The organism is Agromyces mediolanus (assembly GCF_023715325.1).
Lineage (GTDB): Bacteria > Actinomycetota > Actinomycetes > Actinomycetales > Microbacteriaceae > Agromyces > Agromyces mediolanus_A.
Genome location: NZ_JAMBNX010000005.1, coordinates 59,638 through 77,296, shown reverse-complemented (window position 1 = coordinate 77,296; position 17,659 = coordinate 59,638). Strand labels below are relative to the sequence as shown.

The following is a 17,659-nucleotide window of genomic DNA, read 5'->3' as shown; positions in this document are numbered from 1 at the left end:
TCATCTTCAGGGTGGGTTCACCCCTCATCGATATTCCGAACAAGCATTTCGATTATCTGAAAAGATGCCGTTCGAGCCCGCTGCGGCGACGTCGACCGCCCTACCGTGGGCGCATGACGAACGCGCACTCCACGCCCGACGCCGACGGGCGCACGCTCCTCGAGCGCCACCGCGCCGTGATGCCCGACTGGATGTCGCTGTACTACGACGAGCCGCTGGAGCTCGTCTCGGGCAGCGGCCGAACCGTCCTCGGCAGCGACGGGCGCGAGTACCTCGACTGCTTCGGCGGCCTGCTCGCGACGATGGTCGGGCACGACATCCCCGAGATCACGGAGGCGATCCACCGCCAGTCGGAACGCATCCTGCACTCCTCGACCCTCTACCTGCTGAGCGGGCAGGTGCGCCTCGCCGAGCGGCTCGCGGCCGCGAGCCGGATGGACGACCCCCGGGTGTTCTTCGTGAACTCCGGGACCGAGGCGGTCGAGGCCGCGCTGCTGGTCGCCACGGCGCATGCCTCGAGCAACCAGGTACTGGCGCTGCGCGGCAGCTACCACGGGCGGAGCTTCGGCACGGTCGCGACGACCGGCATCCGCGCCTGGTCGGCGACCGGCTTCAGCCCCCTGCAGGTGAGCTACCTGCACAGCGGCTATCGCTACCGCAGCCCCTTCCGCGAGCTCGACGACGCCCGCTTCGTCGACGCGTGCATCGAGGAGATGCGCACCATCATCGAGACGAGCACGAGCGGCCGCGTCGCGGCCATGCTCGTCGAGCCGGTGCAGGGCGCCGGCGGATTCGCCGAGCCGCCGGCGGGATTCTTCCAGCGCACGAAGGCGGTCCTCGACGAGTACGGCATCCCGCTCATCTCGGACGAGGTGCAGACGGCCTGGGGCCGGACGGGCCGGGGGCCCTACGGCATCCACGCGCACGGCGTCGTGCCGCAGCTGATGACCCTCGCGAAGGGCATCGCGAACGGGCTGCCGATCGGCGCGGTCGTCGCCGAAGCGGAGATCATGAACAGCCTCCCCGCCAACAGCATCTCCACCGCGGGCGGGAACCCGGTGGTGATGGCCGCGGCGAATGCGACCCTCGACTACATCGAGGAGCGCGGGCTGATCGAGCAGGCCGACCGTATGGGCGAGCTCCTGCAGCGGGGGCTCCGCGTGATCGCGGCGGAATCGCAGGGCCTCGTCGGCGAGGTCCGCGGAGCCGGCCTGATGATCGGCGTCGAGCTCGTCGAGCCGGGCACCACGGAGCCCGCACCCGGCCTCGCGGTCGCGGCGGTGCAGCGGGCCCGGGAGCTGGGCCTGCTGATCGGCCGGGGCGGGCTGTACGGCAACGTGCTGCGGGTCACCCCGCCGATGACGATCACGGCCGAGGAGGCCGCGCGGGCCCTGGAGCTGCTCGGCGAGACGATCCGCTCCCTCGTGACCGAGCGGGTCGCCCGCCAGGCCCCGATCCCGGTCGCATGACGCAGGCGCAGCGGCGCCGCGCCCTCGTGACGGGCGGCGCCCGGGGGCTCGGCCGGGCGTTCGCCGAGGACCTCGCCGGCGCCAGCTGGGATGTCGCGGTGGTCGACCTCGATCTCGACGGCTACCGGGAGTTCCCCGAGGAGCCGTTCACCGTTCCCGTCGTGGACGCCCTGCTCGAACTCGGCGCGGATGCCGTGGGCTTCGAGGCGAACGTGACCGAGCCGGGCGCGCTCGATGCCGTGGCCGCCGAGCTCCAGGCACGCTGGGGCGCGCTCGACGGGCTCGTCTGCAACGCCGGCGGCGGCTCCGGCGCGCTCGACGGCAACCGGGCCTCGGAGGTCTCGATCCCCGACCTCGCGGAGATGCTCGACCGGAACCTCGTGGGAACGGTCCGCACCGTGCAGGCGCATCTCGGGCTGCTCCGCGCCGCGCCCGGCGGCGCGATCGTCACGATGTCCTCGCTCAACGGCCTGGAACCGACCGCGCACGGCGGCTACGCCCACTACGGGGTCGCGAAAGCGGCCGTGGCCCACTACTCGCGCTACCTGGCGAACGACCTCGGGCCCGAGGGCATCCGCGTCAACTGCGTCGCGCCCGGCCCGATCGCCACCGGACGGCTGCTGCGTCGGATGGCCGAGCGACCGGAGGCCAACGCGAACGTGCGGAACGCCCTCGGCCGGATCGGCGTGCCGGCCGACGTCGCCCCGCTCGTGCGCTTCCTGCTCGAGCCCGGGTCCGTATACCTCACCGGGCAGGTGCTCCGCGTCGACGGCGGGCTCTGAGCTGCATGCCGCGGGGCCTAGGGCCGCGGGCCGCGGGGCCCAGGGCCGCGGCCCTGGGCCCTGGGCCTGCTCGGCCGGCCAGCGCGCGAGCCGCCGCGCGTCACACAGCTCAGGAACGCTTCCCGGCGAGCCCCGGAATCGCGGGGCTCGCCGGATTCTCGACCGGCATAACCGCCAGATGTTCCTGAGTTGTGCCGGGGACGAGTGCTCGACTTCGCGCTCGGGACGTGGCCCGCGGCCGACCTCAGCCCCAGGCCCAGTCCTTCTCGCGCGGTTCGACGAACCCCGGTACGACGATCGCGTCGCTCACCTCGCCGCTCGCGAGGTCGAGCGAGCGCCCGCCGTGCAGGAGCATCGCGGTTCCTGTGAGGCCGCAGGCGAGCCGCCCCCGGCCCTCGAAGCTCTCGATCTGCGAGACGCGCGCGCCGGTCACCGCGTCGAGCACGATCTCGACGCCCCACGGGTTGTGCGCCGTCGAGAACTGCTCGACGCAGACGAGCGAACCGTCGGGGACGACGTGGACCTTCCCGACGACCGGCGCATCCCAGACCGGTTCCCACCGCTCCGTCAGGCAGTGCACGCCCTCCTCGCTCTGCACGAGCAGCCGTTCGCCCCCGCCGAGGAACTGGATCGACCGCACGACGCCGGGAATCGGAACGGTCACCTCGTCGACCTCGCCGTTCACCAGATCAGTCGAGATCACGCGCCCGGCCGCACCCTCCGCCGAGGAGAGGAAGCGGTTCGCGAGCGGGTCCCGCTCGCCCGTGAAGGTCCGGTAGTCGATCCCGAGCTCGCCGCGGTCGTCGAATCCGCCGGATGCCGCGTCGAACACGTAGCGCCGGGGTTTCGAGCGGAACGCCTCGACGAGCAGGACGTCCCCGCCTGCTCCGAACACGACGTCGTAGACGAGGTGCCGCTTCGTGCGCAGCAGCTCGGCTCCGTCGGAGAGCCGTACGACGGCGAGGTCGACCTTGCTCCCCCGGTGCACGACGGGGCGTCCGACTGCGACGAGCGACCCGTCGTCGGAGACGCCGTACAGCCGTCCGTCGGCGAACGCCGCGAGCTGCGGATCGTCGGCGAAGCGCCGCACCTCCCCCGTTCCCGGATGCCAACTCATGACGCCGCCGGGATTCCCGGCATCGGTGCCGTCGGACCAGACGCGCCCCGTGGGGCGATGCAGCAAGAGGGTCACCCCGCTGACGCTACCGGCTCCGGCCGCCCGGCGGGACGCACCGCATGGCGGCCGAGCGACCGTCGGGGTGGCATGCTGGAGCGGTGGGCATCCTGACCTATCGCTTCATCCGGACCGTCGAGATCGAGGACCGGTCGCTCGCCCATCTCCGCAGCGTCATCCTGGCGAAGCTGCGACGGGGCGAGTCCTTCGCGTTCTCCTGGGAGGTCCCGGCCGAGCAGGGCAGCGGCCGCAACTCGATCTGGCTCGGTCCGGACATCCCCGTCGTCTTCGAGTTCTTCGACCAGCGGGAGCCGCGGCTCAACCCGCTCTGGTTGCGCGAGCTGACGCGGGCGGCGAACTCGCCCGCCGGCCTCAGCCTCGTGCCCGAACCGACCGGCGCGGACCTCACCGAGCACTAGCCGACGGCACGTCGCACGGATGCCTCGCGGCTCAGGCGGCGGGTTCGCGCCCGGCCTCGAGCGGCTCCGGCACGATCGTGAGGCCGCCGGCGGAGTTCGCGGAGCGATTCATCGCCTGCACCCAGGCCGGATTGAGCCGGGGCGCCCGTCCGCCGAAGTACTCGAACGCGACGGGGATCGCCGGCGACAGCCAGACCGAGGTGCGGCCGAATCCGCTGGCCGAGGCGGACTCCGTCCAGGTGAAGGCGAAGGGTTCGCCGCGGCGCAGCTTCGCCCAGATCGCCGCCTGCAGGTGCGCGAGCACCCGATCGTCGAACGAGACGACCAGCTTGGAGTCGTAGGTGAGCGTGCCCATCAGAGGAAGGATACCGGGCCGACGGCCGCACCCCGGCACCGCCCCGCCCCGAGGGCGCTCCGCCCGCTCAAGCCGACGCCCGGCCGCGCCGGAATCGTCGAGCGCGCACAGTACACCGTCAAGCTGAGAACGAACGATCCTTGCGCAAGGGGCTTGACAGCACGATTCTTATGGGATGAAGCGCCGCGCATCGAATCCAACCGCCGACGGGTCGGCCGAGGAACTCCGGCGCGCCGTCGGCAGCGGCGAACTGGTCGCCTACTTCCAACCCGAGTACGATCTCGCGTCCGGGCAGCCCGTGGTGGTCGAGGCGTTGTGCCGTTGGCTGCACCCCGTTCGCGGCGTGGTGATGCCCGACCGGTTCATCCCCGTCGCCGAACGCACCGGCCTCATCGGCGAGCTGAGCCGCGCCATGCTCGACCAGGCCGGGCGGCGCGTCGCCGACTGGCACCGCCACGGCCGGCACGTCGGACTCGCGGTGAACGTCTCCCCGACGCAGCTCCGTCCGGAGTTCGCGGCGACCGTGCTGGCGTTCGTCCGCGAGCTCGGGCTCCCGGCGGGCACCGTGACCGCGGAGATCACCGAGACCCCCGCCCTCACCGAGAGTTGCGACGAGGTCGAGACCCTGCGAGCCCTCATCGACGGCGGCGTCGGCGTCTCCGTCGACGATTTCGGCGCCGGGTTCACCTCGATCGAGGCGCTCCGACGGATGCCGCTCACCGAGGTGAAGATCGACCGCTCCCTCATGCGCGACCGGGGCGCCGATGCGGACGCGCTCGCCATCGCGGCGGTGGAGGTCGCGCATGCGCGCGGTGCGGTGGTGGTCGCCGAGGGCATCGAGACCGCCGAGGACCTCGCCCGTGCCCGGCGATGGGGCTGCGACCGCGGCCAGGGCTTCTACTTCTCCCCTGCGCTGCCCGCGGCCGAGGCGGCGCGGCTGCTCAGCGTCGCCTAGCGACCGGCGTCTCGCCGCTAGAGGACGATCTCGTCGCCGGACCCGGCGGCGGGCTTGTCGTCGTCGCGGTCGGCCAGGTCGCCGCCCACGTCGATCTGCGACCAGGTCACGGGCATGCCCGGCGAGAAGAGGATGTCGATGCCGGGGCCGCCTCGCAGCGGCGGGATGTTGACGTACCCGCCACCCGCCTTGATCGCCTCGAGGACCTGCTGCTTCAGCTCGGTCACGGGGTCGGGCAGGAAATAGTCTCGGCCGTCAACGGTCAGTCGGTGCACAAGGGTCACCGGTTCAGGCTACCTCGGCTCGCTTCCGCATAGGATCGGAACGATGGGACATCTGCACTACGGCTCGCCGCCGGCCTCGTTCGCGATCCCCGATCGCACCCTCGCACACGTCGAGTTCGTCGTGCTCGCCAAGCTCCGCCGCAAAGAGGCCTTCGCGCTCTCGATCGACGGCGACGGAGGCGCGCGCCAGCAGGTCTGGATCAATCCGTCCTCGACGCTGCGCTTCGAGTTCGACGGCACGCCCGGTGAGATCAACCGGGTGTGGCTGGAGGAGCTGATCGATTCCGCGAACGGCGCGGCCGGCATGCGGATCACGCCGGAGCCCTCGCCGAGCTGACGGGCGCGGGGCCGACCGGCCCGCCCGCTCCTCAGAGCGAGACGCGGTTCCGGCCGGCGTGCTTGGCCCGGTACATCGCGGCGTCCGCCGCCTCGAGCAGCCCGACCCTGGGCGAGCCCGGCTCGGCAACGACGACCCCGCACGAGGCCGTCACCGACAGCACCGCGCGACTCGTGACGATGGGCGCGGAGATCGACTCCACGAGTCGTCCCGCGATCGCCTCCACGTCCTCACCGACGACGCCGTCGAGCAGCACCACGAACTCGTCACCGCCGAGCCGGACCACGACGTCCTGCTCCCTCGACGATTCGGTGAGTCGGTTCGCGACCTCGAGGATCACCGCGTCGCCCGCGTCGTGGCCGTGCGCGTCGTTCACCCGCTTGAAGTCGTCGAGATCGACGAAGAGCATCGCCTTGCCGCCCTCGCCCACCGGGCCGCGCGTGGCGAGGCGCTCCACCAGGTAGCGCCGGTTGTACAGCCCGGTGAGCGCATCGCGCATCGCGAGCTCCGCCAACTGCGCCTCGGCCCGTCGTTGCAGGGCGACCTCGAGCTCGCGGCCGAGCTCCGCCGCCTCGTCTACGACGGTGCCCCAGGGCTCGCTGCGGTCCCGGACGGTGCGCTGCCAGGTGGCGAAGGACGTGCGCGGCGAGAGCCCGTCCGGCCGGTTCGCCCCGCCCGGGTCGCCGAGCCAGGAGATCTCCCGTGCGACCTCTCCGCGGAAGAATACGAGCACATCGCCCGTCTCGGCGAGGGGCACGATGAGCAGGCCGGCGACGCCCGGGAGGAGCTCGGCGAGCTCCGGCCGGTCGGCCAGGAGGCACTCGGACACGAAGCGGGTGCTGCCCACTCGCTCGAGCACCTGCAGGATCGCCCCGAGCGCGGGCGTCTCGCCCGCCATCCGGGAGGTGCCCGCGATCCGCACCAGCACGCCGTCGGCCGGGACGAGGTCGAGCACCGTCGCGGCACCGCCGAGCAGCGCCGCGTGGATGTCGTCGGACGCGTAGAGCGGGGCGAGGAGCTCCGCTCGCCGCTCGCGCACGTCGACCATGTGCTGGAGGCGGCTGATCTGGCGCATCGAGGCGAGCTGGAGTGCGATCTGACCGGCCAGCACCTCGAGCGCCCGTCGGAGCAGCACGGGCAGCCGGCGCTCGCCCCGGTCGGCGCAGGTGATCATGCCGACGAGTCGGCCGCTCTCGACGATCGAGAGCGAGAAGCTCGAGGCCTGCCCCATGTTCCGCATGTACTGCAGGTGGTAGGGCGAGACCGTGCGGAGCTCGGCATCCGAGAGATCGATCGTTCTCGGGTCGTCGGCGAGCGCGACGAGCGGGATGCCGGGCGCCTCGGTGCTCGCGATCGTGCGGCCGATCTTCGAGATGTAGAGGGCCCGCGCCTGCGGCGGGATGTCCGAGGCGGGGAAGTGCAGGCCGAGGTAGGGCTGCAGCTCCTCCGTGCGGGCCTCCGCGACGATCTCGCCGTGGCCGTCCTCGTGGAACTGGTACATCATGACGCGGTCGAAGCCGGTGATCTCGCGGATCTCGGCGACGACGGCCGCCCGCAGCTCCTCCTCGGAACTCGTTTGCGAGGTGCGCATGATGGCCCCGACGACCGCGGTACGGGCGTACTCGCCACTCTCCGGGAGGGGCTCGATCTCGACGATCGTCAACGCGTCGCGGTGGTGCACGATCGCGTCGCACGCCTCGCCCTCCCACGTGATCCGCACGGGGTCGATCGCCCGCCCGGTGCGCACCGCGTACTCGAGCTCGACGTTGCCGACCTCGGACACCGGATGCCCGAGCCAGCTGCTCGCGTTCTCGCTCGCCACCGCGATGATGCCCGTGCGGTCGATGCCGAACAGCGTGCCGTGCGCCTGGATCGACCCGGGCGTTCGGATCGGCTCCTTCGCGCACTCGTCGAGCCTTCGGAGCTCATCGGGGTCGAGGGCGAGTTGGGCCGGGTCCAAGGTCACTCCGTCTGCCGGAAGGGATTGGAGACGACCGGTGTGGCCAGCGTAGCCGACTTAGCTGAAATCCCGCCGGTGTCAAGGGCCCCGTGCACGGGGCGTCCCGGCGGCATGATTCCCTCGGGAGGTCGATGAACATGGAGCAGACACTGATCTGGGAGCCGCTCGCGCCGGGGGGTTGGCGGCTCTGCGATTCGCAGTATCCGGTCGGTCAGGTGCAGCGACTCGTCGCGTACGTGGAGCGCGGGGAGCGCGGCGGCTACGAGGCGGTCTGGATCGCGCGGCGCTCGGCGCCGACGTGGCACACCTCGCGCGCCGACGTGCTCCGCGAGGCGCAGCGCACCGCGGGCTCCGTGCCGGTGGCCGCCGACGCGGCGCTGCACGAGGCCGTGGCCTTCACGGCATCCGACACGTCCGACCGGCATCGCGTGCTCGCGGCCTGAGGCTGGCGCGGACACCGGCGCCGCGGGTCGCCGTGCTGGCCCGTGGTACCGTGACGGCGCACGTGGAAACGTTTCCGAGCGGGGACCTGGATGAGCACGATTCATGATGTCGCGCGGCTCGCGGGCGTCTCGATCGGGACGGTGTCGCGGGTGCTGAGCGGGAACCCCGCCACCTCCCCCGAATCACGCGAGCGCGTGCGCGAGGCCGCCCTGCGGCTCGGCTACACCCCGAACGCGCGAGCGCAGTCGCTCCGACTGGCGCGGACGGGCGTGATCGGCCTGTCGATCTCCGATGTGCGGAACCCCTTCTTCGCCGACGCCGCGCACGGGGCGGAGCAGGAGGCGCTCGCGGCGGGGCGGGTGACGATGCTCGCCAACGCGGACGAGGACTCCGCGATCGAGGCCAGGTACCTCCGGGCGTTCCGCGCGCAGCGCGTGGACGGCGTGCTGATGTCGCCGCAGGGCGGCAGCGCCGAAGGCGCCCGGTCGCTCGTCGAGGCCGGGATCCCGGTGGTGCTGCTGAACCGCACACTCGACGGCGTCGACGCCCCGGTCGTGACGTTCGACGTGCGTCAGGGGGTCGAGCAGGCGATCACGCACCTGCGGGACCGCGGACACCGCCGCATCGGCCTGATCGCCGGACCGGTCTCCGTCTCGACGGGCCGGGCGCGGGTCTCGGCGTTCGAACGCATCCGCGACGAACTCGGGCTGGATCCGGCGCCGGAGCTCGTGCAGCTCGCCGACGGCCGACGCGGCGGCGGGGCCGACGCCGCCGAGCGGCTCCTCGCCCTGAGCCCGGCGCCGACGGCGGTGCTGTCGTCGAACGCACTCATGAGCTCCGGGGCGTTCGAGGCGATCCGCGGCCGGGGCGCGGCGGTCGAACTGGTCTCGTTCGACGACCAGGACTGGATGCGCCTGGTGGACCCGCCGCTCTCGGTGATCGAGCAGGACGCCGCGCACATGGGCGCGGTCGCGATGCGCCTGCTGCTCGAGCTGATCGACGGCGGTCACCCGCGGTCGGTGACGCTGCCGACGCGACTCATCCCGCGCGGCTGAACCGCGCGACTGCACCGGCGCGACTTGACAGCGGGAGCCCGCGGAGGTTAACTCTCTGCAGTCATGTAAACGTTTCCATGTAAACGTTCACATCCACTGTGGATGAAGGAGTCGCTGATGAGAGTTGCTGTGGGCGCGGACCACGCGGGGTTCCCCCTGACCGGGTACGTGAAGGAGCAGCTCACCGCCCTCGGCCACGAGATCGTGGACGTCGGCACCTTCGACGAGACCCCCGTCGACTTCCCCGACATCACCGCCCGCACCGCGCATGCCGTCCTGTCGGGCGCGGCCGAGCGCGGGGTGCTCGTCTGCGGCAGCGGTGCCGGCGCGATCATGGCGGCGAACAAGATCGACGGCATCCGCTGCGCACTGACCCACGAGCCGTACTCCGCCCACCAGGCCGTGGAGCACGACGACGCGAACCTGATCGCGATGGGGGCGTGGCTCGCACCGCGCGCACTCATCCGCGACATCCTCGACGCCTTCCTCATGGCGACGTTCGACGACGACGAGGACACCCGGCGCCGGGTGCGGAAGCTCCACCTGCTCGAGCAGCGCACGCTCGCCGAGTACCTGAGCGACGCCCCCACCCCCTGACCCCACCACCGCGCAATCGAAGGAGATTGGGTATGACCAGCACGACCAGCACCGCCCCGAGCCCCCTGGGCTCACCCGACCGGGTGAAGACCGCGATCGCCGCTGCCGTCGGCACGAGCGTCGAGAACTACGACTTCATCGCCTACGGCACCGCGGCCGCCCTGTACTTCGGCCCCGTGTTCTTCCCCAACGAGGATCCCGTCGTCGGCACGCTCCTCGCGTTCGCGACGCTCGCCGTCGGCTTCCTGATGCGCCCCATCGGCGGCGCGATCGGCGGATACCTCGGCGACCGCTTCGGCCGCAAGCCCGTGCTGGTCGGAGCCATGCTCGTCATGGGCGGCGCGACCTTCGTGATCGGCGTGCTGCCCACCTACGCGACCGTCGGCATCCTCGCCCCGATCCTCCTCGTCGTCATCCGCATGATCCAAGGGCTCGCCTTCGGCGCGGAGTGGGGCGGCGCGGTCACCATGGCGTACGAGCACGCGCCGTGGAACCGGCGAGGGATGTTCGCCGCGATCCCCCAGTCCGGGAACCCGCTCGGCATCGCGCTCGCCAGCCTCATGTTCCTCGTCTGCGCGAACCTCCCGGGCGACTGGGCCTGGCGGGTGCCGTTCCTGCTGAGCCTCGTCCTCGTCGTCGCCGGGCTGATCGTGCGCGCGCGGCTGTCGGAGTCGCCTGAGTTCGAGGCGGCGAAGGAGACCGGGAAGATCGAGAAGAACCCGTTCCTCGCGACCCTCCGCAAGGATTGGCGGGGCATCCTGCGCGTCATCGCCCTGCGCATCGTGGAGTCGTTCGCGTACTACCTGACGGCGACGTTCCTGCTCAACTACCTCACCACGAACCATCCCGACACCCGCTCGGTCGCGCTCGCCGCGATCACCGTCGCGAGCGTCATCGCGATCGGCACCACCTTCCTCGCCGGCTCGCTCAGCGACCGCTTCGGCCGCCGCCCGCTGTACATCGCCGCGTGCGTCACGGCGATCCTGTTCGCGTTCCCGATGTACTGGCTCACGAACGACGGGGTGCCGGCGCTCATCCTCGCCGTCTTCGTGTTCGGGATCGCCTTCATCCACGCCACGCTCACCGGGGTGCAGGGCTCGCTGCTCTCGGAGCAGTTCGGCACGACCAGGCGCACCTCGGGCGCGTCGATCGGCTACCAGGTCGCGGCCTCGCTCGGCGGCTTCGCCCCGCTCCTCGCGACGCTGCTGACGGGCGTGTTCGGATGGCCCGGAGCGGCGATGCTCTACATCCTCGCCGCCGTGATCGGCCTCGCCGGCATCCTGACCGCCCGCGAGACCTGGGGCCGGGCGCAGCGCGCGAAGGTGGCGGCGCAGATCGAGGAGGCGCGGCGCGAGACCGTGGCCGCCTGAACAGGCGGCCGGTGGAGCGACGCGGCCGGCGCCCGGGATCTCACCCGACGGCGCCGGCCGCGCCGGCTCGCACTACCGGAGCGCCCGTCGCCTGACGACGAGGACCGCGGCTCCGGCGAGCACCGCGAGGAGCGCCGCCCCGCCGACCGCTCCGAGGAGGACGCCGTCGACGCCGGTGGCGGCGAGAGCGGGGCCGATCCCGACCGTGTTCTCGAGCGAGAGCTCGGCCGTGGTGCCGGGCTCGCCGGTCACCGTGACGGTGGCGATCGGGCTGCCGGCCTCGGTGATCACGGTCACGAGCTCGTCGGCGGAGGACCACTCGGCGCCGGTCCAACGGATCCCCGCGGGGAGCTCGGCGGTCCCCTCCTCGACGCGGACTTCAGTGCCGAGCGGGAGACCGTCGACCGTGGCAGAGACGCCGGCGGTGAGCTCGACGTCGCGGCTCTGCGCTTCGCCGAGCAGGTCCGTCCAGGTGATGGTCACCGGGAACACGGTCTTCGCGGTGGCATCCGCCCCGTCGCCCGTGAGCGACTTGGTGATCGTGAGACCTCCGAGCGAGGGGACGGCCGTGTTGACGAGCGCGACCTCGGCGGTGTCGGCTGCGCCGATCGTCACCACTGCGGCCCCGTCACCGGTCGCCGCGACACGCGTTCCGCTCCACTCCGGCAGCGCCCAGGTGAACTGCGCACCGCCGTCGAGCCCGGTCTCGGTGAGCGTCACCTCGGTGCCGTGCGGAAGCTGGTGCGGGAAGTCCACGACCGTCCCGTCGGTCGGCACCGAGAGCTCGAGCGACTGCTCGCCGTCACCGTCGACCCACTCGGCGAGGACGGTCACCGCGCGGGGCACGTCGGGGTGGTCGCCGCGGACCCCGTCGACGCGCTTCGCGATCGAGAAGTCCCCGGGGGCCCAGTTCGCCTCGTTCACGACCGTCACGAGGGCGACGTCGCTCTGCTGATCCGACACGATCACCGTGGCGGATCCGTCGCCGTGGTCGTCCACGCCGGCCCCGGAGATCGTGATCGATCCCCAGACGACGGTGTCGAAGCCCGGCTGGGAGCCTTCGGTGATCGTCACCTCGGTACCGGCTGGCAGCTCCACCCCGAGCGGCGTCGGTGCGACGGTGTTGATCAGCAGCTCCCGGGACTGCGGGACCTCGTCCGCGTCGACCCACGTGGCGGTCACCGGGAACTCGGCCGTCGGGTCGACCTCGCCGGCGGCCGCGCCGGCGACGCCCTTGAGCAGGCTGATCCCGGCGGTCGACGTGGCGGCGTGGTTCTCCAGCGCGACCGTCGCGCCCGCCGTCCTTCCGATCGTGACGACCGCGTCCTGTCCGTCGACCGTCACTCCGGTCCCCGACCACGTGGGGGCGCCCCACGCGATGCTGGACCCGTCGACGAGCGGGGTCTCGGTCAACGTCACCGTGGTGCCGACGAGGAGGTCCACGCCGAGCGGCACGGGGGTGCCGTCGGCCGGCACGGTCAGCGTGGTGCTGCCGGGCGTGCCTTCCTCGATCCAGCTCGCGGTGACGGTGACGGTGTCGGGCACGGCCGGGTTGTCGGCCTGCGCACCGGTCACCGTCTTCGCCAGCGTGAACGTGCCGACGGAGCGTTCCACGCTGTTGCTGACCGTGATCGCGGCGGGAGTGCTCGCGTGCGCCGCCGTGATCACGACGGTCGAGGGGGTGATCACCGGTGCGCCCCAGGTGAGGGTGTCGTCATCCACCGGGCGGAGTTCGGTGAAGGTCACGGTCGCGCCGATCGGGAGGTCGGCCAGAGTCACCGGCACCCCGTTCTCGATCTGCAGGACACGGTCGGGCTGCGCGGGGAAGCCCGCCCCGAGCGCGCTCGTGTCGATGGCCGCGGTGACCTGGTAGCTGCGGTCAGCGTTGACGAGGTCGGCTGCGCCGCCGCCGAGTTCCTTGACGATGGTCGCGGATCCGAGCAGCGCCTCGTTGGTGAGCGACACCGCCACGTTCACGCCCGGATCGATCGACGCCACCGCGGTCTTCCCGTCGGGGCTGACCGTCACGCCGGGTCCGGCGGTGAACACCGGGTTCCCGAACGTGACGCCGGGGATCGTCGGGAACGTCGGCTCGGTGAGCTCGACCTTCCAGCCGGTGCCGCGGGCGTTGAGGCCGCTGACCGGCGCACCGTCGAGCGGGACGCGCAGATCGTACTCGCGCTGCACCGCGTTCGTCGGGTCGATCTCCTTGACGCGCACGGTGAACTCCGTGTCGTCGGGGACGAACGCGGCACCCGCGTTGTCCGCGAGCGTCTTCTCGATGGCCACGGAGCCGCGGGTCACGCCCTGGCCGGTGCCGCTGCCGCTGTTGTTCTGCGTGATGCTGGAGGAGAAGGAGACCCCGTCGCCGGTCAGCGTGTTCGAGTACGTGGTGCCCGGGGCATCCATGCCGCCGCTGGCGGTGCAGGTGGTGTAGCTCAGGACGTACTGGTACTCGCGACTGAACCCGTCGCTGGTCCCGGTCGGGATGGGCAGGTCGACCGCGTCGAGGCCGAAGGTGAGCGTGCTGCCGTCGAGCTGCACCGCCGTGGACTCGGTCAGGTCGACGGTCTGCAGGCCGCCGTTCTGGATCTGGTCGCGCGCCTCGACCCGGAGACCCAACCGGGCCGCCAAGCCCGCGGACGGGTCACCGGCCGCGCACACCGCCTGCGAGGCGGAGAGCACGTCCGTCAGGGTGAGGACGCCGTCGACGTTCTCGATCATCCGGCCGGGGATGGTGACGGACCAGCCGATGGTGGTCTGCGGCATGTGCCGCACGCCGTCGAGGGTGACGGCGCTGGTGTTGATCCGGCCGTTCTTGCCCTGGCTCCGGTTCGGGACGGTCGCCTCGGTCGTCGCGACGACCCCGTCGACGTCGACGGAGTTGGCGTACGCCGTCCCCGAGTTCGGGAGCTCGTCGGACGTCACGCACGTCGTGTAGGTGATCACGTACCGGTAGTCGGAGGCCTTGAACTGCAGGGCGGGGTCGTCGATGTCGAACCGCACCTGGAACGCCTGCGGGCTCGACGAGATCGTGGTCGCGGTGAGCTTGCTGGTGAGGTTCTGCTGCAGCTGGTTGCTGGGTCCGTACCGTTCGGTGATCTGGATCCCGCTGATCGTGTCGGTGCAGAGCTGGTGTCCTGCGCCGAGCGTCTCGGTGAGCGTGAACCCGTCCTTGCCGAGCAGCTGGTCGCCCGGGACGACCACGGTCCACGCGATCTTGCCGTTGCGCTCCGCGCCGCCCAGCACGCTGCCGGACTTGCCGAGGTTCAGCTGCCACGGCAGATTGCCGACCGTGCCGACGCCGTGGCCGGCTTCGCCCCAACCCTCGATCTGCGCGGAGTTGTCGTACACGGTGCCCGCCGGATCGATCTGCCCGTCCGCGGTGCAGGTCTGGTAGGTGACCCGGTAGGTCACGTTCGCATCGAACGGACCAGCGAGCACGAGGCCGAACGTGGTGTCGCCCGGTGCGCCGTCGAGCGTGGCGATGCTCGTCACATCGACGACCGTGCTGCCCCGCACCGTCTCCACCTTCAGCCCGGTGGGGTCGCAGAGCGCGTGCCCGGCACCGAGCGTGTCCGTGATGCGGGCGGTCTCGTTGCCCGCCGCGACGAGGTTGGCGCCGGGGATGTCGATGGTCCAGGTCATCGACCAGTTGTTCTGGTTCATCACGCCGGACTTGGTGACCTCGCCGGGCAGTTCGATGCCGTCGTCGATGCCGCCGCCGCCGGGGAGCTGCACCATCACCGGCGTGCCGTTGAGGTCGAACTCGATCGCTTCCGCGGTGGTGGCCTGCACCGCCTCGACCTGGAACTGCCACGTGCCCATCACGAGTTCCGGGAACGCCTCGACCTCGCCCGTCAGTTCACAGGTGGCGATGCCGCTCGCGGTGTCGGTCAGGCAGTTCCCCCAGACGACCGGGTCCCCACTCGGCGTCGCTCCCACGAGCTGGAACGGGACGTTCTGCGGGAACTTGAGCTGGGGCGGAAGCCCGATGGTGAAGGTGTCGCCGGCCTGCGGGTCCGCGGCGCTCGCATCCCAGGAGCCAGACACCGTGAGCGTGTCGCCGATGGTCGCCTGCGTGTCGGCGGGCGCGATGACGACATCGCCGACGAGGATCCCCGTGTTCGGGGCCGCGTGCGCGGCGGACGGCAGGACGACGACGGCGGCGAGCGCGAGCCCGATGGATGCGACGAGCGCCAGCAGGCGCCGGACGAGGCCGTGATGCGGGCGGTGGCTTTGCGGCGTGGTCGAACGCACGACACGCTCCTTCTGTGAATCGGGTGGGCGCGACAGGGTCGCTGCCGATCGGGTGCGGCTCCGTTCGGAGCGTGCGCATCGGCCGGGCGGGCGGGCGTCGGGGTACGTCGGGGTGCACGCCGGGCGGTGCGTCGTTTCGACTATGTCCGACTGAATGGGAGATTTGCCCCCGGAACACAGGACTTCACCCTCGGCGCGAGAAGAATCCCCCTGAGGGTGAACTCCTCCCACCCCCGATCAGGGGTGGATACCGGCCTCGGCCGCCGCGAAGATCGCCGCCTCGAGCGACCGGACGCCGAGTTTGCGATACACCGAACGCAACTGGCTCCGCACCGTCTCCACGCTGACGAAGGAGTCCCGCGCGACCTCGGCGCGCGTCCTCCCGGACATCAGCCCGAGCAGCACGGCACGCTCCCTGGGGGTGAGGAGCGCCCGGTCCTTCGAGCGATCGAGGTGGACGAGCTCCTCATCGATCTGGGCGACGGCGTCGAGCGCCTCGCTCATCTCGGTCAGCTCCGCGAGCTGCGTGAGCACCGCGGGCCCGGCCACGACGAGCGACCTGGGGATGCCGTTCTCGAGCGCCTGCGCCACGGCGCGGCGGAACTCCCTCGACGCCGTCTTGGGGTGGTTCTCCGCGAGCGCACGAGCGGCCTTGAGCAGGTGCATCTCGGCCGAGGCCCTCGGTCGATCCCGGCTCTCGCTGAGCACCATCTCCACGAGCCCCGCAGCCGCGGTCGCGTCCTCCGCCGCCCGGATCGCCGCGAGTCGGACACGGACGATGCCGTGCCGGTCGTTGTCCGCGCTTCGCTCCAGCAGCTCGACCGCGAGCGCACCGTGGCCCGCCAATCCGTTCAGGTGCGCCCGCGCCACGTCGAGGTGGACGCTGTTCGCCGGCTGCTCGACGACGTTCGACGGCCAGGATGCCGCCTCGGCCTCGAGCTGCGCGAGGAACCGCGACGGATCCTGCTTCGCCGCCGGCAGCTGGGTCCGCACCATCAGCGCCAGCGCCCACAGATCGGACTCCTGCTCCGCTCGGCGATCGTCGGTGAGGAGGGCGGCCGCGTCGCCGCCGCGTCCGCGGTCGAGGAGCCGGAGCGCCGTCGCGAGCCGGAGCGGGACGCCCATCGCCGCGCGCTGCCAGGGCTCGACGAGCTCGCCGAGCGCAGCCGCGTCCGCCACGGCGCGGTCGGAGGCGGGTCCCCGTCCGGCCAGCGCGTGCGAGAGCGCGTAGTAGCCCACGGTGCTGTAGGCGACATCCAGCTGTCCGGTCGCGACCGCGGTACGGAGCGTTTCCTCGGAACTGTCGACGACCGTCACGTACCCGGTGCTCATCATCTCCGAGCGCAGCCAGTGGTGCTGCAGCCGGGCGAGCATGGCGATGGGAATTCGTTCCGCGGCCATGGGAAGGGCGGCTCGAGCACGCTCGGTGTGGGCGAGGCTCTCGACGGCACGGCCCTCGGCCCGCGCGGCGATCGAATCGATCGTGCTGCCGAGGACGGCGGGCAGGGCGTCCCCTTCGGAGCGTTGGCCGCTCCGGCGGGCCCACTTTCGGGAAGCGTCCGCGCGGAAGGCCGGCTTCAGCTGGCCGTCGAGCGCGCCGAAGACCGCGTTCGTCAGCTCATCGGCCGGGTCAGGCGCGGACAGACCGAGCGCCAGCGCCAACATGATGGAGCGGCTCTCGAGCAGGTACATCCAGTGCTGCGCGACCAAGGCGGTGACCGCTTCGGCGTCCCGGTCGGCGACGGCGCGGCGCAGGGCGACGCGCGGATCATCAGTTCGTTCAGGTTTGCGAGACGGCACCATGGAACCCAGGTCGAGACCAGCTCGCTCGGGCTGCGGGCTGCTTCATCCCATCTATAGCAGAGCGAGCTGAGGTCTCGATCGGCCCAGGCCGCCCAGCTCGGAAGACCCGGCCGCGCTACCTGGGTTCCAGGTCCGATCGCCCCTGGACGAACCCCATGACGACTGCGGCACCGACGAGCGCCGCACCGATCGGCGGGGCGAGCTCACGGAGCACCCTCACGCCGAATTCGATCGCGACGCGCACGTCCTGCCCGCCCGTGGTCGCCCCGATCGCCGCCCTGTCCGCCACCGCCGGGATCAGCACGATGAGGACGGCACCGAGGACGGAGGTAAGCACGCCGGCGATCAGCACGCTGCGTGGCGCTCCCTGCATTGAGAAGCTCCGTCGACGTTCC

Annotated in this window: 16 protein-coding genes; 9 read left to right on the top strand and 7 right to left on the bottom strand. The window is 71.7% G+C overall.

The window, feature by feature from the left end:
* Positions 1-113 precede the first annotated feature (113 nt).
* Together M3147_RS10295 and M3147_RS10290 are read left to right on the top strand one after the other, a co-directional pair.
* A complete protein-coding gene (locus M3147_RS10295) occupies positions 114-1,469 on the top strand; it encodes an aspartate aminotransferase family protein (RefSeq protein WP_251203386.1) in 1,356 nt (451 codons plus the stop codon).
* Positions 1,466-2,251, top strand: coding sequence for an SDR family NAD(P)-dependent oxidoreductase (locus tag M3147_RS10290; protein ID WP_251203385.1), 786 nt, complete (start codon positions 1,466-1,468; stop codon positions 2,249-2,251). The genes M3147_RS10295 and M3147_RS10290 overlap by 4 nt, the downstream gene beginning before the upstream one ends.
* A gap of 244 nt (positions 2,252-2,495) precedes the next feature.
* Here the strand turns inward: M3147_RS10290 and M3147_RS10285 are convergent, their stop codons facing one another.
* Complete coding sequence (locus tag M3147_RS10285; protein WP_251203384.1) at positions 2,496-3,443, bottom strand: hypothetical protein; 948 nt, start codon at positions 3,441-3,443, stop codon at positions 2,496-2,498.
* An 83-nt stretch (positions 3,444-3,526) separates the two neighbouring features.
* Here M3147_RS10285 and M3147_RS10280 point away from each other — a divergent pair, with 83 nt between their 5' ends.
* A complete protein-coding gene (locus M3147_RS10280; protein WP_251203383.1) occupies positions 3,527-3,844 on the top strand; it encodes a DUF7882 family protein in 318 nt (105 codons plus the stop codon).
* Positions 3,845-3,875: 31 nt separating this feature from the next.
* Here M3147_RS10280 and M3147_RS10275 read toward each other — a convergent pair whose 3' ends face one another.
* Entirely contained in the window at positions 3,876-4,199 is a 324-nt protein-coding gene (locus tag M3147_RS10275) for a DUF7882 family protein (protein WP_251203382.1), read from the bottom strand.
* Positions 4,200-4,374: 175 nt separating this feature from the next.
* Here M3147_RS10275 and M3147_RS10270 point away from each other — a divergent pair, with 175 nt between their 5' ends.
* On the top strand, positions 4,375-5,154 hold the full coding sequence (locus M3147_RS10270; RefSeq protein WP_251203381.1) for an EAL domain-containing protein: 780 nt from the start codon (positions 4,375-4,377) through the stop codon (positions 5,152-5,154).
* A gap of 17 nt (positions 5,155-5,171) precedes the next feature.
* On the opposite strand, the gene M3147_RS10265 is transcribed toward M3147_RS10270, so the two are convergent.
* The gene (locus tag M3147_RS10265; RefSeq protein ID WP_251203380.1) at positions 5,172-5,438 is read right to left on the bottom strand and encodes a hypothetical protein; all 267 of its coding nucleotides are present in this window, start codon (positions 5,436-5,438) and stop codon (positions 5,172-5,174) included.
* Positions 5,439-5,481: 43 nt separating this feature from the next.
* On the opposite strand from M3147_RS10265, the gene M3147_RS10260 reads away from it, so the two are divergent.
* The gene (locus M3147_RS10260) at positions 5,482-5,775 is read left to right on the top strand and encodes a DUF7882 family protein (RefSeq protein WP_251203379.1); all 294 of its coding nucleotides are present in this window, start codon (positions 5,482-5,484) and stop codon (positions 5,773-5,775) included.
* Between the two features lie 31 nt (positions 5,776-5,806).
* On the opposite strand, the gene M3147_RS10255 is transcribed toward M3147_RS10260, so the two are convergent.
* Positions 5,807-7,735: a bifunctional diguanylate cyclase/phosphodiesterase gene (locus M3147_RS10255; protein ID WP_251203378.1), complete on the bottom strand. Its 1,929-nt coding sequence runs from the start codon at positions 7,733-7,735 to the stop codon at positions 5,807-5,809.
* Between the two features lie 137 nt (positions 7,736-7,872).
* Between M3147_RS10255 and M3147_RS10250 the strand changes: the two genes are divergently transcribed.
* The 4 genes from M3147_RS10250 (at position 7,873) to M3147_RS10235 (ending at position 11,201) form a co-directional block, all read left to right on the top strand.
* Positions 7,873-8,178 (top strand): hypothetical protein, encoded by a 306-nt coding sequence (locus M3147_RS10250; protein ID WP_251203377.1) that lies wholly within the window; start codon positions 7,873-7,875, stop codon positions 8,176-8,178.
* Between the two features lie 90 nt (positions 8,179-8,268).
* On the top strand, positions 8,269-9,234 hold the full coding sequence (locus M3147_RS10245; RefSeq protein ID WP_251203376.1) for a LacI family DNA-binding transcriptional regulator: 966 nt from the start codon (positions 8,269-8,271) through the stop codon (positions 9,232-9,234).
* Between the two features lie 117 nt (positions 9,235-9,351).
* The gene (locus tag M3147_RS10240) at positions 9,352-9,831 is read left to right on the top strand and encodes an RpiB/LacA/LacB family sugar-phosphate isomerase (protein WP_251203375.1); all 480 of its coding nucleotides are present in this window, start codon (positions 9,352-9,354) and stop codon (positions 9,829-9,831) included.
* A 32-nt stretch (positions 9,832-9,863) separates the two neighbouring features.
* Positions 9,864-11,201, top strand: a complete 1,338-nt coding sequence (locus M3147_RS10235) for an MFS transporter (protein ID WP_251203374.1) — start codon at positions 9,864-9,866, stop codon at positions 11,199-11,201.
* A 72-nt stretch (positions 11,202-11,273) separates the two neighbouring features.
* Here the strand turns inward: M3147_RS10235 and M3147_RS19535 are convergent, their stop codons facing one another.
* From M3147_RS19535 to M3147_RS10220, 3 genes are all read right to left on the bottom strand, one after another.
* Positions 11,274-15,461, bottom strand: a complete 4,188-nt coding sequence (locus M3147_RS19535) for a DUF5979 domain-containing protein (protein WP_251203373.1) — start codon at positions 15,459-15,461, stop codon at positions 11,274-11,276.
* A gap of 237 nt (positions 15,462-15,698) precedes the next feature.
* Complete coding sequence (locus M3147_RS10225) at positions 15,699-17,264, bottom strand: helix-turn-helix transcriptional regulator (protein ID WP_251203372.1); 1,566 nt, start codon at positions 17,262-17,264, stop codon at positions 15,699-15,701.
* A gap of 115 nt (positions 17,265-17,379) precedes the next feature.
* On the bottom strand, positions 17,380-17,616 hold the full coding sequence (locus M3147_RS10220) for a hypothetical protein (RefSeq protein WP_251203371.1): 237 nt from the start codon (positions 17,614-17,616) through the stop codon (positions 17,380-17,382).
* Positions 17,617-17,659: the final 43 nt, after the last annotated feature.

Coding starts and splice junctions, on each gene's coding strand:
- M3147_RS10270 (WP_251203381.1), top strand. CDS start 4,375: ATGAAGCGCCGCGCATCGAATCCAACCGCCGACGGGTCGGCCGAGGAA.
- M3147_RS10240 (WP_251203375.1), top strand. CDS start 9,352: ATGAGAGTTGCTGTGGGCGCGGACCACGCGGGGTTCCCCCTGACCGGG.
- M3147_RS10295 (WP_251203386.1), top strand. CDS start 114: ATGACGAACGCGCACTCCACGCCCGACGCCGACGGGCGCACGCTCCTC.
- M3147_RS10275 (WP_251203382.1), bottom strand. CDS start 4,199: ATGGGCACGCTCACCTACGACTCCAAGCTGGTCGTCTCGTTCGACGAT.
- M3147_RS10225 (WP_251203372.1), bottom strand. CDS start 17,264: ATGGTGCCGTCTCGCAAACCTGAACGAACTGATGATCCGCGCGTCGCC.
- M3147_RS10245 (WP_251203376.1), top strand. CDS start 8,269: ATGAGCACGATTCATGATGTCGCGCGGCTCGCGGGCGTCTCGATCGGG.
- M3147_RS10250 (WP_251203377.1), top strand. CDS start 7,873: ATGGAGCAGACACTGATCTGGGAGCCGCTCGCGCCGGGGGGTTGGCGG.
- M3147_RS10235 (WP_251203374.1), top strand. CDS start 9,864: ATGACCAGCACGACCAGCACCGCCCCGAGCCCCCTGGGCTCACCCGAC.
- M3147_RS10260 (WP_251203379.1), top strand. CDS start 5,482: ATGGGACATCTGCACTACGGCTCGCCGCCGGCCTCGTTCGCGATCCCC.
- M3147_RS10290 (WP_251203385.1), top strand. CDS start 1,466: ATGACGCAGGCGCAGCGGCGCCGCGCCCTCGTGACGGGCGGCGCCCGG.